We start from the raw sequence: 14,520 nt of genomic DNA, 5'->3' as shown, positions 1-14,520 counted from the left end.
ACGACCAATCATTAATCCCATTTGTTGCTTTTGATGCGCAATCACAACATGTCGGTGGTCATTGGTGTCTTGTCGAATGTTCATCATAGTGAGTCCATGTTGGCAGTGGCGCACTGCAGTTGATAATGCATTTATCGTAAAATTATTTCGTTCATGAAAGATTGTTCTTATTTGAGAATAGATAATTTTAGCCATTACTGTTAACGCTAACATTTAGTTAGCGTATGGTTGTGCCAATTTGAGGTCGTTAGCGTCTATGAGCTAAGAGGTACATATGAGTTTGGTACAAAGTAAATCCCAAGAAAATACCTTGTTTGTTATCTTGGTAAGTTGTGTTGCAACCATTGGTGGCTTTCTATTTGGTTTTGATAGCGGGGTGATTAATGGCACCGTTGATGGCCTACAAGCCGCTTTTCACTCTGACGGTGTTGGCACCGGTTTTAACGTTGCATCCATGCTACTTGGTTGTGCGGTGGGGGCTTTCTTTGCTGGGCGTTTAGCTGATAAATATGGCCGCAGAACCCTACTGATTTTAGCGGCAATCTTTTTTATTGTCAGCGCGTGGGGATCGGGCATTGCGAGCAGCTCTGGCGAATTCATTATTTATCGTATTTTAGGTGGCTTAGCTGTTGGTGCGGCATCCGTGATGACGCCAGCTTATATTGCCGAAGTCGCTCCTGCACGTTATCGCGGTGCATTAGCTACCGTGCAACAAGTGGCGATTATTAGCGGCTTGTTTAGTGCATTTGTGAGTAATTACTTTTTAGCTCACAGCGCAGGCGCGTCAACGAATGCGTTTTTATTCGGTTTTGAAGCCTGGCGTTGGATGTTCTGGATTGAGTTAATTCCTGCCTTTATTTTCTTTTTAGCTTTATTTTTCATTCCTGAAAGCCCGCGTTTTTTAGTTACCAGTAATAAAGCGGTTCAAGCGAAAAGAGTGCTAAATCGTCTTTATGGCGAACAACTTGGTGAGCTTAAATTTACGGAAATTAAAGCATCGTTAGAGTCTGATCAGCAACCTAAGCTGTCTGACCTTATTAATAAAAACACGGGTAAAATACGCCGTATTGTGTGGATAGGCATTGGCCTGGCAACGTTCCAGCAATTAGTGGGTATTAACGTGGTGTTTTATTATGGCGCAGTGTTGTGGCAAGCGGTTGGTTTTTCAGAATCCGATGCATTATTAATTAACATTATTAGCGGCGCGGTAAGTATTGCGGCCTGTGTTATCACCATTGTATTGATTGATAAGGTAGGTAGAAAACCGTTCTTAATGGTTGGCTCTATTGGGATGTCAATAACGCTGGGGTTAATGGTATTTGCTTTTGCCCGTGCAGGTGTTGATGCCAATGGCGACCTTGAACTTGGTGATTTAGGCACAATGGCGTTAATTGCTGCTAATGCGTATGTGTTCTTCTTTAACTTGTCTTGGGGCCCTGTGATGTGGGTCATGCTGGGTGAAATGTTCCCTAACCAAATCCGTGGTTCAGGCCTTGCTGTAGCCGGTTTGGTGCAGTGGGGGTCAAACTTTGCTATTACGATGACATTCCCAATTATGTTGGCATCAGTTGGCTTAGTGGGTGCATATGGTTTCTACTGTGTCTGTGCGGTGTTGTCGATTGGGTTTGTAGCGAAATATATCTATGAAACCAAAGGACGTGAGTTAGAAGCCATGCAAGGTTAGTCGCTGTTATCATTGCTAGAGTGACATTGGCAATGAGCAAATAAAAAGCCAGATCGCATCGCGATCTGGCTTTTTTAATGGCGGTAGTAAAAATAATTCAGTTATAAAAAACTAAATTTTTACCTTCATCACCACTTTACGCACCGCTATTGGGGTGTCAGAGGTGCCTGGCATATGAATGTCATTAGGATAAAAAATGGCAAACATGCCTGCTTTTAATGCCACGAAAGTGGCATCAGTTTGGTTAGTGGCATAGTTAAATTCAATGACATCATGTTTTTCATGGTAAGGCGCAATTGGCGTTTGTCCGGCCAATGGCAGGTAGCCAAATTGTTCCTCACCACTGACGACATATTGAATATCAATATACTGTTGATGCGCTTCAAACACCTCTTGCTGACGCACTTTGGTATGGTAGTCATCAACAATGGCAAAAATATTATTACCATCGACATCGTGGCGGCCTGCGTCAAATTGGCTAAAATCGGTGGCAACCAAATAAGCTAAAGCTTGGCTGATGCGAGGTGAAAGGCTTTGGTAAATAGACGCGTTAGCAAGGGTATCGACAATCATAAAACTTCCGTAACATAAGTGATTGGAGTATCGCTACATTTTAGCATTGTTAGTGGATAACGAATATTGATAAAAAGGAATGACACTTGTCTGCGTTACAAATTTTAGCTGGGCCGACAGCTTATCAACAGCTTGAACAACATGGTTTTAATGCTGATCTTTTCGGCCAATTATTTGCCGCTTCTGGGGGCCCTAAATGGTTGTCTTTAGCTGGGCTTGACCAATATCTTTTCGGCACTTTTTTTGCGAAACGCCAACAACCTCTTTATGCCATTGGTTCGTCATCTGGCGCATGGCGAGTGGCCTGTTTTGCTCAGCAACAACCCTTGCAAGCGTATGAACGTTTGATTGAGCATTATGTTAATCAGCGTTATGACACGCGGCCATCAGCAGATGCCATTGCCCGAAATGTTGAACAAATTATTCGGCAAATTTTAGGCGTTAATGCCGGGCAAGATATTATTGATAACCCTGTCGTACGGGCGCATTTTGTTGTTTGTCGTGCGCGGGGATTAAATAAATTGCATTCTAAAGCAGGTTTAGCGTTAGGCCTTGGTGCAACGGCAATATCAAACTTACTGAGCCGTAAAAATGTAGCGTGGCATTTTGAGCGCAATGTGATGAGCAATAATGACCCTCAGTCGCCGTTTATGCAGTTAAATGATTTACCTACCTGTTATGGCCAATTGACCCAAGGCAATATAATTCCCAGTTTAGTTGCATCAGGTTCTATCCCTTTATTAATCGCCCCTGTTTGCCATATTGAAGGCTTAAAAAAAGGCAGTTATTACGATGGGGGTATTACCGATTACCATTTTGATATGCCGTTACCAAGACAGGCGGGTTTAAGCTTATATCCGCATTTTTACCCTTATATGAGCCCAGGTTGGTTTGATAAATCATTAATGCGCCGCAACGCGAAAGCGAACTACCATAATGGCGTCATACTGGCCCCTAGCGCAGAATTTATTGCCAAACTGCCTTATGGCAAAATTCCCGATCGTGAAGATTTTAGTCAACTGCCGACAGATGAAAGAATCCGTTATTGGATGGACACGGTGAATGCCAGCCAAGCACTTGCTGATGAGTTGCATCAATTGCTTAGTAGCGGCGACATTATGACTAAAGTACAACCTTTATAAGCGGCACCAGCACATTCATCACTACGTTATCGCGACAACCTTATCAAAGCTAGATAAGGAAAATATCTCTTTTAATTGCAATATCATCGTTAACCCACGGTCTGAATGATTGAACTTAACGCCATTAAATGACGTACACATGGCTTAATGTTGTTGATTATTTGACCGCTGCTACACTTAACCTTCAGCGTTAAATGTTGGTAGACGGCATTTAAGTTGCTTACGCTTAGGAGGTGACGATGCGTTCTCAGGAAATGGCACTGTTGGTTCAAGATGCGGTACTGCTGCCTAGTGGGCGAGTAGAAATTGAAATTGTGTCGCCAAGTGAGTTAAACCAAATCGCTCGGGTGTTAAAAGGGCATTTCCCATTAGCGTTTGGGGCACTAAAAGCCAGTGGCGACTTACCTTGTTACATGACCGCGACTCAGTGCAATATTATCGATTTTAACCAAACAGACTCTGGTGCGTTAAGCGTGATTTTAGAAGGTCATCAACGAATTAAAATTTTGTCGACTGGCCAACGTAGCGATGGTGCATTAATGGCGCGTACTTTGGCTTGCCCTAATTGGCAGCATGAACCCATTAAAGGTAAGTTTGAAATAATTAGCGCCGCATTAGAGCAGTTTTATCAAGTTAACCCTGAACTGTTAGATTTATATTCCCATATACATTTAGAAGATGCGTCGTGGGTTAGCCAACGTTGGTTAGAAGTTTTGCCGATGTATAACCGCGACAAAATTATGCTTGCAGACCAACCGAACTGCCATAAAACCATGAACTTTGTGCTGCAACTGTTAAAGTCACATGTAGACGGTTAAGCGACATTTCGCCTGAGCTAAAGCCATATTTTTGTTATCATAGCCTCACGTGAATGATGGCATTATTATCACGTCTGTTTAATCTTACTGATGAGTATTACGAGTTTTATGAGCGCCAATTCAGCCATTGCAGCCCAACCTTCTTATGTTATTTTGCCCCGCGAGTCAGAACTGAACGGTCAATCATTTACCCATGTGATTGATTTTTTGCAGTGGAAATTTGCTCAAATTGGCGCAGATGTGTGGCGCGCACGAATGGCGGCGGGTAAAGTTCATTGGCAAAATGGTGAGTTAATTGATGCCAATAGTCGATATCACGCCACCAAACGAGTGTATTACTACCGAGAAGTCGTGGCAGAAACCAAAGTGCCGTTTAGTGAAACCATTCTGCATCAAGATGAGCACTGCATTGTGGTTTATAAACCGCATTTTTTGCCCGTTACCCCTGGCGGCAATTATGTTAATGAGTGCTTACTGCATCGCCTACGTATTGCGACGGGTATTGACACCATTGCCCCCGCGCATCGGTTAGACAAAGACACTGCGGGGGTTATCCTGATGACGGTTAACCCTGCTGTTAGAGCGCAATATCATCAGCTGTTTGTTGATGGCAATATTGCTAAAACCTACCAAGCAATTGCCGAATTACCGCCAGAATTGGTCAGCTTGCACGCCCAAGGTGCGTTAACCTTACCCATGCATTGGACGGTGAAAAATCGTCTTAAACCTAGCACGCCTAGTTTTACCATGGCAGTGGTAGCAGGGGAGGCCAATAGTCATTCAGAAATTACTCTCATTGATGTGCAAGATGGCTTAGGTTTATTTGAATTAAGCCCTATTACCGGCAAAACCCACCAATTACGTGTGCACATGCAAAGCTTAGGTATGCCAATACTTAACGACCGTTTTTACCCGCAATTGCAACCTAAAGGCCCTGATAACTTTGCTAAACCATTGCAGTTATTGGCGCAAAAGCTCAGCTTTATCGACCCTATCACTAAGCAATCACGCTGTTTTATTGCCAACGGGCTGGCGTGGAAAAAATAAATTAACCGATTACGTTAAAATTGCGGCAATGCCAAGTGCGATCTAGCTCCAATGATAACACTGCTGATATAATGCCTCGTCAATTCTTGGAGGCAAAATGGACGTATCATCTTTACTTGACGGCTTAAACGATAAACAACGTGAAGCCGTTGGGGCACCTTTATCAAATATGCTCGTACTTGCGGGTGCTGGTAGTGGTAAAACCCGTGTGTTAACTCACCGCATTGCTTGGCTTATGCAAGTTGAGCAACAAAGCCCGTACTCCATTTTAGCGGTCACCTTTACCAATAAAGCCGCCGCAGAAATGCGTGAGCGGGTTGAAAATGTTGCTGGCAGCAATATGGGGCGCATGTGGATTGGTACTTTCCATGGTTTGGCGCATCGGTTATTGCGCACTCATTATCAAGACGCTAATTTACCGCAAAGCTTCCAAATTATTGATTCAGACGACCAAGTGCGGATGATTAAACGCATTTTAAAAAGTCTTAATTTAGACGAAAAACAATATCCTCCGCGACAAGCTGCAGGTTATATCAATGGCAAGAAGGACCAAGGTTTACGGCCCAAAAACATTGATGCTGGTGGCTTCCCGATTGAGCAAAACCTATTAAATATTTACCAGGTTTATCAAGAGTCCTGCGATCGCGCAGGCTTAGTCGATTTTGCCGAAATCTTATTACGTGCTCACGAATTATGGCTCAACAAACCGCATATTCTTGCGCATTACCAAGAACGTTTTAAACATATTTTGGTGGACGAGTTTCAAGATACCAATGCCATTCAATATGCTTGGATTCGGGTGCTTGCAGGTAACAGTGCTAATGTCATGATTGTTGGCGATGATGACCAATCTATTTATGGTTGGCGCGGCGCCCAAATTGAAAACTTACACCGTTTCTTAAAAGACTTCCCGGGCGCCGAAACCATTCGTCTTGAACAAAATTATCGTTCTAGCGCCAATATTCTAAATGCCTCGAACGAGCTAATTGCCAATAACCCCGATCGTTTAGGCAAGCAGTTGTGGACCGAAGATAAAGATGGCGAACCGATTTCGGTTTACTGCGCCTTTAACGAAATGGATGAAGCTCGTTTTATCGTTGGCCGTATTGTCGACTGGCAAGATAAAGGCGGCAGTTTAAGCGATTGCGCTATTTTATATCGTTCAAATGCCCAGTCTCGGGTATTAGAAGAAGCCTTTTTACATAAAAGTTTGGCTTACCGCATTTATGGCGGCTTGCGCTTCTTTGAACGTCAAGAAATTAAAGATGCCATGGGCTATATGCGCCTAATCAATAACCGCGATGATGACGCGGCATTTGAACGTATTGTGAATACACCCACTCGTGGTATTGGTGATCGCACCGTAGAGATTTTGCGCAATACTGCAAGGCAACATCAACTGACATTATGGCAAGCCAGTTTACGTTTACTAGATGAAAAAGTGCTCGCAGGGCGCGCAGCAAATGCCGTGCGTGGCTTTATGGATTTAATTACTTCGCTGCGCACCGACACCGAAGACATGGTGTTATATCGCATGACCGATTCGGTGATTGACCGCTCAGGCTTGCGCACTATGTACGCCGCAGAAAAAGGCGAAAAAGCCCAAGCGCGGATTGAAAACTTAAATGAATTAGTTACCGCAGCGCGCAGTTTCGAAATGCCAGAAGAACTAGAAGACATGGGCGAGTTAAATGCCTTTTTGTCTCATGCAGCTTTAGAAGCGGGTGAAGGCCAAGCTGATGCCTTTACCGATGCGGTGCAATTAATGACCTTGCATTCAGCCAAAGGGCTTGAGTTCCCAATGGTATTTATGTCGGGTGTAGAGGAAGGCATATTCCCAAGTAAAATGGCGTTAGATGAAGGCGACCGCCTCGATGAAGAGCGACGCTTATGTTACGTCGGTATGACTCGTGCGATGCAAAAACTGTACATCAGTTACGCTGAGTCTCGGCGTATTTATGGCCGTGAAGATTATGCTGCGCCATCACGATTTATTAAAGAGATCCCTGAAAAATACGTTGAGCAAATTCGCTTAAGAGCGAAAGTCTCGCCATCAATTAGTCAGCGTTACCCGTCAAAAAGCAGCAGTTTGAGTTTCAGTACGCCTAAAAACAGTACTGGATTTTCTGTGGGACAAAAAGTGAAACACTTTAAGTTTAATGAAGGGGTGGTGACCAGTTTTGAAGGCGTGGGAGAGAAAGCACGCGTACAAGTTAATTTTAATGACTTTGGTAGTAAATGGCTTTTGGTCTCATTAGCTAAATTAGAGGCATGCTAGTTTTAAACGTGGCGTTTTTCCTCGCAGGTGGTTATGGATTAACGCCAAAAGGGGCCGCGCGTTAATCTGTTTAAGCAAGCGTTAATGATGGCTTAAGAGATAACACATATAAGAAGAATAAGTGTTCGATGGAGAAAGCACAGATGTTATTACGACACAAATTGCACGCTTACGCACGGTTGATGCGTATTGACCGTCCCATAGGGACATTATTATTAATGTGGCCATGCATGATGGCGTTATTCTTGGCTGGCGACGGTATGCCAGACCTTAAAGTGCTGGCCATTTTTGTCGTGGGTGTGGTCATTATGCGCGCCAATGGCTGCATTATTAATGACTACGCTGACCGCCATTTAGATGCGCATGTTGAGCGAACTCAATCTCGGCCTTTAGTGTCGGGTGACGTGAGTACCAAAGAAGCGCTGTTGTTGTTTGTGGTACTTGGTTTGTTGGCATTTTCTTTGGTGGTGATGCTTAACCCGCTAGTGGTGAAAATGTCGTTTGTGGGCATTATTTTAACCGTGATGTATCCGTACATGAAACGTGTTACCAATATGCCGCAAATGTTTTTGGGCGTGGTGTGGAGCTGGTCTATTCCGATGGCTTATGCTGCACAACTTGGGCATGTACCTATTGAAGCGTGGTGGTTGTTTGCTGCTAACTGGTGCTGGACCGTTGCCTACGACACCATGTATGCCATGGTTGATAGAGATGATGACCTTAAAGTCGGCATTAAGTCTACCGCGATACTCTTTGGCCATTTTGACCGACAATGGATTGCGTTTTTTCAATTTGCGGCATTAGGGTGCTTTATTATGGCGGGCCATGCAGCCGACCGTGGGCTAGTTTATGCACTTGGGGTTATCACGTTTGTTGCCTTTAGTAGTTATCAGCAGTATTTAATTTACGACCGAGAACGTGCACCGTGTTTTAAAGCCTTTTTAAATAATAACTGGGCAGGTTTTGCGTTGTTTGTATCATTAGGTATTGATTACATGGTGTCATTCAAAATTTAAACATTAACGAGTTTATTGAGCCAGTCATAACGTTGATGATGACTGGCTTTTTAATGACTAATCGTTAGCGATGACATCGCCGTTTTAGGCTTGAACGAGCTTACTAAGATCAGCCGGACGGTAATAAACCGACTTTAACACTTTGCCTTTACGCACCGTTTTACCTGCCATTTCCACGTCTTGTGCGCATTTAGCTATCAGAAAATCACCTTTAACGCTGCCAACAATCTCTACGCCTTGTTTAGCATAAGCGGCAATGGTTTCATCTAATTCTTGTTGATTACGACACACCTTACTCATATTGCTTGAATGCACTTCATCCCAGCAGCTTATAAAGTCAATTTGGCGGTTTTTAGCCACGTTGAGCAATAAGTCGATTAAATAACTAATGGCAATATTGTCGCCGACATGTTGTTGCCCTAGATGAACTAAACGCCCCATTAAGACATAAACAGAGTCGACAATGGCATCTGCTTGCTCAACTCGAGAGTCAGCTTCTGCCAGTTCGGTCATCTCTTCAATGATTAATGAGGTGTGTAGGGTATCTGCTTGTAAATCAAGCGATGTTGGCGCGCCAACAGGCAGGTCAAAAGTGCTGCGAAACTGGTGAATGTCGCGATAAAGATGGTTGTATACGTCTTGGGTTAATTGACTTAATTGCATGGGGTCGGCTTCGCTAATGATTGATATATTAATTTTAATGAATTTACACTGTCATGGAAAGCCTCGGTCAATTGGCCGTTGTTATTTGCTCTGGCTTTGCCGTGGATAACCAAAAGAGAGTGTCGTTGGCGAGAGGCAAATAAAAAACCAGCAACATGTGTTGCTGGCTTTGTTATGGTTACCCTTTATATTGAAGGTGGTTACATACGCTCATTTTTAAATGCTTTATTTATAAGCGCATGAACCTATCACCACGATTAATTACTTGCGGTTACGCCGACGTAATATCGCTACTGGTAGCAGTAAGGTTGCTAACCAGCCAAGTGAACTACCACTGTCACTTGATTCGCTATCACTTTCATCTGGCGCTGATACTGAAACTAATGCCGATACTGGCTCACTTTCAAGGCGGCCGTCAGAGGCAACGACGGTAAAGCTAATTTCATCAGCAACATTTGGTGCAGTAAATTCAATGGTGTCACCGCCATTGGTAAACGCCACTTCTGTACCGCCAGTTTGAACCCAGTCATAGGTTAAACTATCACCGTCTTCATCACTGCCAGAGACTGATAAACTGATGGTATCATTGGTGTTTGCAATGGTTGCAACGTCAGCCAAAATTGAAGGCATGGTGTTATTAATCATGACTGAAACCGTGGCTTCGTCAGAGCGATTACCCATAGTGTCAAGCACCACAACGGTTGCCGTCATGGTTTCAGAGGCTTGATCAATCACTGCAGTATCACTTAATGTGACCTTACCTTTTGCATCAATGACTAACATGGTTGAGTTAACGCTGGTGACAATAAACTCAGACACTGGGCTAGTAAACATATCAGGGTCAGTGGCCATCACTTGCCCTAATTCAGTTCCAGCTGCGGTGCCTTTGTCGATATAAACCATTAAGTCTTCAACCATTGGTGCGCTATTGCCTGCGTCACTGGTATCTGCAACGACTGACATTGAACCTGCATCAGATAGCACCATATAACCCATTGAGTTATCACCTAGTTGAGTGACCAACTTGGCGCTTTCGCCAGGCAGTAGGCTAGTTACTGCTGCGCCTTCATCATCAACTAACTGTGCGCTGGTGTCTGGCGTGGCAAGTAATACATCCACAACTTCTTCATCACCCGTGCCTGTTGATACTGGCGCCCAATCATCTTCTTCAACACGATAACGTACTTTTATACTGCTACCTGCATCGGCCAATGTGAGACCGACATCTTCAAAACAGGCAACTGAAGTTAAAAAGTCATTACCCGTTACATGATAAGCCGGACGTAAAGAACCTGAACTTGTGCCATAGGCACCTGCAAGGCCATAAAGCGCGCGTGGGTAACCGCTATTGAACCAATTTAAGTTAACGGTACTGACGCTGTAATCCCAAACACCGTCGTTGTCGATGTCATAGTCAACGTTGTAACTGGCAACAAAGGCATGGGCAACGGGATCGCGCATTTTAAAGGTGTTATAAATGACCGCGCCTTCAGTACAACTGCCGCTGCCATATATTTCAGTTGAAGCGGCTAATAAGTCATGACGTACACTCATGTCTTGTGCGCTAATGGCTGTTACTGGTGCACTAAATGGATCGGTAATCTCGGTTGCGCCAACGTTGGTAAAGGTTCTTACAATCCCTTCCTCTGTGACTTCGGTACTCACTGATGCCGCCGCGGCTGCTTTAGGTAAAATATGGTAAACCACATGTAAGGCGTGTTCTTCGCCGTCCATAAAGTTAATGGCACCATCAAATTCAGCGAGGGTTAACGCCTGTGACGCATCTGCTGCGCTGCCGTCTAACTCATATGATGAAGTCAGTGACCATTCAGGTAACATACTCGGGTCGATAGTGACCGTAACATCAAAGGTTACCGTTTGCCCTGCTGGAATGGTGATGCTTTCTGGTAAGTCAAAGCTGACCGCGCCAGAGTCGATATCGTTGGTGTAACGTTGCTGCGCCATTAACGTATAAGTTTTCTCTTCGCTAGCGAAGTTTTTTACACTGACGGTTTTGGTCATTGAAGTGGTTTCTGATAACGACACTAAACCAAAGGCCAAGGCGGCTTGCATGGTTTCGTCGTTATAGGCAATGACTGGCAAATTAACTGCTTTTTGCACATCAACTAAACCGGCACCAATGTAACTAATCGGAGCAAGTTCTGAGTCAGGATTGATGGTCAGTGGCTCGTTGGTTACGGCAAGATTAGCCGAGTTCATCATTGTCGCTTTGATTTCAAGCGCTGAGCGATTGGGTAATGCTTCTTTAACAATACTAATCGCGCCAGCAGTAATTGGGCTTGAGAACGACGTGCCACTAATTGGTGATAAGCCATCACCTAAACCTGGATGAGCCGTCATAATTGACGTACCCGGTGCGGTGATTTCAGGTTTTAATGTACCGGCAATAGAAGGGCCGCGTGACGTAAAGGTTGCAATACCGCCAGCTGTTAATACTTCAGTAGAAGTAATACTAAAGGCCACTGCGCCCGCAGCGATTTGCGCTTTAATGATGTCGCCATCTTCTTTTGACACCATCACCGACGGGATAGTGATATCAGGGTTGCTTCCGCCCATGGTGAATGCGCCGTCATTTTCGACGTTATTGGCCACAATCACAAAAGCCGCCCCATTTTGTTGAGCATGGAACACTTTATCAACGAAGCCACAACCACCACGGTCAATTAGCACGGTTTTACCGCTAAAGTCGACATCAGCTGCAAATGGGAGGCAGCCATCAAGGTTGTCTGTTGGCAAGACTAACGGCGCGGTTGTGTCATTAAAGTCAAATACTTGCGAAGTATTAAAGCTTGCCGCAACTGCGCTAATATCATTGCCTGCCACCATGACATCGACTTTACCTGTTAAGGTAGTTGGGTGAGTCATTGCACCAACAGATAACGCATGATTACTGGTACTTGGGCCACCAACAACAAAAGGTGTTGCGCCGTCATTCCCTGCTGAAATAACAAAGTTAACGCCAATTTCAGACATTTCATCAATCAGTGTTTGTACTGCACCGCCGTTAATGTCACCAAAATCGCCGCCAAGTGACATGTTGACTGTATCAACACGATCAGAAATATCGCCGTCACCGTTTGGATCCATTGCCGCTTCTAGTGCATATAATTGCGCTAGACCCGGACAAAACTGAGCACAAACTGAGTAAACATAAAGTTCGGCATCAGGCGCAATACCTAATACTGAGTGACTGACGTGGGTACCATGGTTTTCGTCGACATCAATTGGGTTGGGATCGTCATTATAAAAATCGTATCCACCAATAACCTTACCTTGTGGCCAATTAACCATTTCAGTCTGCGCGGCAACAGCGGCTTCATAATCGGCAATATCACCAGAACCACCAATGGCTTTATGAGTGTAATCTACGCCGGTGTCCAGGACGGCCACGCGTTGTCCCATACCGCTAGCAGTACCTGCGGTGATAACGTCGGTGGCATGAATGTAGTCGGCGCTATCGGCAACATCGAGTTCATAATCATAAATCGGCAAAATATCGACTACATCGGGTAACGATAATAAAGCTTTAAGTTGTTCTTTATCAGCTTTAACTAATAGCGAACTGACTAAGTTGCTCGTTTTACCAACAACATTGATTTGGGCGTCAGATGCATTAATGGCATTCATGACACGGTCTTGTGATTGCATAATTTGGCTTTTGGCAACGTTGAAGTTCGTGCCAGCAATACGGCTTTGTTCAGAAAGTGATTTACTGCTTAGTTTGATCATCCAGGCCGAAGGAATTTTAGCTTGTTTTTCATTTAAGCTAACTTGTAAGCCTGAGTACTGTTGATTGACTTGGTTGGTTGTATTGTATTTGTCTGCATTGGCGTAAGCGGCGCTAGAAATAAGCGCGGCTGTAATCGCGATAGAGAGTTTAGTTTTCACAACTGCTTCCTTGTTTCAGTATCTGCTTGACATTGGTGATTACCCAAAAGCCAATGCAAGCGAGATTTTGTTGATTGCATTTTCAATGTTTTTGTTGCGATCTTCGTCGCTTCAATAACATTCTTAACACAAAATCATAACAATAGTCATGTTGATTATTTAAATACTTATTACCAACATGGGGACTGAACAGGCAGTTTTTGTCATTAACTTATCGCTAAAACGGCTAAGGTTTAACCGCCCTGACTATCGGGTTTTGCAAACTAATTAAGGTTTCGGTGGATTGAATTTCATCAATAGATTGAATTCTGTTGATGAGCACATGCTGTAAACCATCGATTGATTGGCACATTACCTTTACAAAAACTGAGTAATTACCGGTGGTGTAATATGCTTCAACGACTTCTTCGAGTGCATTGAGTTTGGCTAGCGCTGAAGGGTAGTCTCCGGCACTTTTTAGATTAATCCCAATAAAGCAGCACACATCATAGCCCAACGCTTTTGGGTTTACGGTAATTTGTGCGCCAGTAATAATGCCAGCTTGTTTCATTTTTTCTACACGGACGTGGATGGTACCTGCGCTGACATTAAAGCGTTTTGCTAATTCAGCAAAAGGGGTGCGGGCATCTTCCATTAATGCGGTTAAGATTTGATTGTCGAGCTGATCGCGCTGAAATGAATTTTCCATAATAAATTGCCATAATAGTTAAGCGATTAAACTTGAACTTGGGATAAAAAATAAGGGAACTAAAAGCGGGTTCTGCGATCAGATTTTTCGCCCAAGACAGAACAATCGCAATGGAACCAAGTATGCATAAACTAGTAGACTTGTATTGTCATGTCGATGACTTTTGTAAGATTTTGATTCCTCAATGGTAAAAGTGTCAACGAGAAAGTGGCGAAAGGAAGTGCAACCGCAAAGGGTATATGAATGCCAACGCCGCCAGCAGCAAAAGGCAAAATCTCGATACCACTTTTAGTGAGTGAGTTTTACACAACGCACTCACGGTCATCTTGGCGCCAATGGCAGCGAGATAATCTTTCCCATTAAGGTGTTTAATAGCCAACTAGGTTTTTCTAGCAACACTTTGTCTACTAGAAATGGCATTAGCATTGGGATAGGTAAGCTTAATAACGTGGCGGCAACTGCTATCGTATTTGCCTGAAAGAGTTGCCGTTTATGAGCAATAATCTTTTGTTTTAACCAAGCCCAATTAAGCTGTGGATGAGGTTGTTGCAACGTTGCGTCCTTAACAAGGTTTTATACCAATTGTAATGAATAACTGTTCACCCTAGCTTGTGAAAACACGCGATAACGGTGTTAGATTTTTTGGCTGTAGAATAACTACTTATAAAAAATCTGCCTTGTTCTCAAGTCTTTGCCTACACT

General features: G+C 43.8%; 11 protein-coding genes. 6 read left to right on the top strand and 5 right to left on the bottom strand.

The features are described from left to right. Positions 1 to 274 precede the first annotated feature (274 nt). Positions 275 to 1,684: a sugar porter family MFS transporter gene (locus tag G3R48_RS10410; RefSeq protein WP_153664817.1), complete on the top strand. Its 1,410-nt coding sequence runs from the start codon at positions 275 to 277 to the stop codon at positions 1,682 to 1,684. Between the two features lie 111 nt (positions 1,685 to 1,795). On the opposite strand, the gene G3R48_RS10405 is transcribed toward G3R48_RS10410, so the two are convergent. Continuing rightward, positions 1,796 to 2,257 carry a NanQ anomerase/TabA/YiaL family protein gene (locus tag G3R48_RS10405; protein ID WP_153664815.1) on the bottom strand — a complete coding sequence of 154 codons (462 nt, stop codon included), beginning with the start codon at positions 2,255 to 2,257 and terminating at the stop codon, positions 1,796 to 1,798. 86 nt (positions 2,258 to 2,343) lie between these two features. Between G3R48_RS10405 and G3R48_RS10400 the strand changes: the two genes are divergently transcribed. The 5 genes from G3R48_RS10400 (at position 2,344) to ubiA (ending at position 8,558) form a co-directional block, all read left to right on the top strand. After that, positions 2,344 to 3,399, top strand: a complete 1,056-nt coding sequence (locus G3R48_RS10400; RefSeq protein WP_153664813.1) for an alpha/beta hydrolase — start codon at positions 2,344 to 2,346, stop codon at positions 3,397 to 3,399. Positions 3,400 to 3,638: 239 nt separating this feature from the next. Continuing rightward, positions 3,639 to 4,217, top strand: coding sequence for an LON peptidase substrate-binding domain-containing protein (locus G3R48_RS10395; protein ID WP_153664811.1), 579 nt, complete (start codon positions 3,639 to 3,641; stop codon positions 4,215 to 4,217). 108 nt (positions 4,218 to 4,325) lie between these two features. Then, positions 4,326 to 5,264, top strand: a complete 939-nt coding sequence (locus tag G3R48_RS10390; RefSeq protein WP_153664809.1) for an RluA family pseudouridine synthase — start codon at positions 4,326 to 4,328, stop codon at positions 5,262 to 5,264. 97 nt (positions 5,265 to 5,361) lie between these two features. Beyond that, positions 5,362 to 7,542, top strand: coding sequence for a DNA helicase II (uvrD, locus tag G3R48_RS10385; RefSeq protein ID WP_153664807.1), 2,181 nt, complete (start codon positions 5,362 to 5,364; stop codon positions 7,540 to 7,542). 143 nt (positions 7,543 to 7,685) lie between these two features. Continuing rightward, positions 7,686 to 8,558 (top strand): 4-hydroxybenzoate octaprenyltransferase, encoded by an 873-nt coding sequence (gene ubiA, locus G3R48_RS10380; protein WP_153664805.1) that lies wholly within the window; start codon positions 7,686 to 7,688, stop codon positions 8,556 to 8,558. A gap of 84 nt (positions 8,559 to 8,642) precedes the next feature. Here the strand turns inward: ubiA and G3R48_RS10375 are convergent, their stop codons facing one another. From G3R48_RS10375 to G3R48_RS10360, 4 genes are all read right to left on the bottom strand, one after another. Continuing rightward, positions 8,643 to 9,221, bottom strand: a complete 579-nt coding sequence (locus G3R48_RS10375; RefSeq protein WP_153664803.1) for a nucleoside triphosphate pyrophosphohydrolase family protein — start codon at positions 9,219 to 9,221, stop codon at positions 8,643 to 8,645. Positions 9,222 to 9,482: 261 nt separating this feature from the next. Next, a complete protein-coding gene (locus G3R48_RS10370; RefSeq protein ID WP_212593311.1) occupies positions 9,483 to 13,130 on the bottom strand; it encodes a S8 family serine peptidase in 3,648 nt (1,215 codons plus the stop codon). 226 nt (positions 13,131 to 13,356) lie between these two features. Further along, a complete protein-coding gene (asnC, locus tag G3R48_RS10365) occupies positions 13,357 to 13,818 on the bottom strand; it encodes a transcriptional regulator AsnC (RefSeq protein ID WP_153664801.1) in 462 nt (153 codons plus the stop codon). A 321-nt stretch (positions 13,819 to 14,139) separates the two neighbouring features. Continuing rightward, a complete protein-coding gene (locus G3R48_RS10360) occupies positions 14,140 to 14,370 on the bottom strand; it encodes a hypothetical protein (RefSeq protein WP_153664799.1) in 231 nt (76 codons plus the stop codon). Positions 14,371 to 14,520 lie beyond the last annotated feature (150 nt).

It is taken from the genome of Shewanella intestini, assembly GCF_018221465.1.
In the GTDB taxonomy this organism is placed as follows: Bacteria; Pseudomonadota; Gammaproteobacteria; order Enterobacterales; family Shewanellaceae; genus Shewanella; species Shewanella intestini.
The sequence above is the reverse complement of the archived record's forward strand: the minus strand, read 5'-3'. Positions and strand labels throughout refer to the sequence as shown.

Excerpts from the sequence above, each read along its gene's own strand:
- G3R48_RS10410 (WP_153664817.1), top strand. The coding sequence starts at position 275 with ATGAGTTTGGTACAAAGTAAATCCCAAGAAAATACCTTGTTTGTTATC.
- G3R48_RS10405 (WP_153664815.1), bottom strand. The coding sequence starts at position 2,257 with ATGATTGTCGATACCCTTGCTAACGCGTCTATTTACCAAAGCCTTTCA.
- G3R48_RS10395 (WP_153664811.1), top strand. The coding sequence starts at position 3,639 with ATGCGTTCTCAGGAAATGGCACTGTTGGTTCAAGATGCGGTACTGCTG.
- G3R48_RS10390 (WP_153664809.1), top strand. The coding sequence starts at position 4,326 with ATGAGCGCCAATTCAGCCATTGCAGCCCAACCTTCTTATGTTATTTTG.
- uvrD (WP_153664807.1), top strand. The coding sequence starts at position 5,362 with ATGGACGTATCATCTTTACTTGACGGCTTAAACGATAAACAACGTGAA.
- ubiA (WP_153664805.1), top strand. The coding sequence starts at position 7,686 with ATGTTATTACGACACAAATTGCACGCTTACGCACGGTTGATGCGTATT.
- G3R48_RS10375 (WP_153664803.1), bottom strand. The coding sequence starts at position 9,221 with ATGCAATTAAGTCAATTAACCCAAGACGTATACAACCATCTTTATCGC.
- asnC (WP_153664801.1), bottom strand. The coding sequence starts at position 13,818 with ATGGAAAATTCATTTCAGCGCGATCAGCTCGACAATCAAATCTTAACC.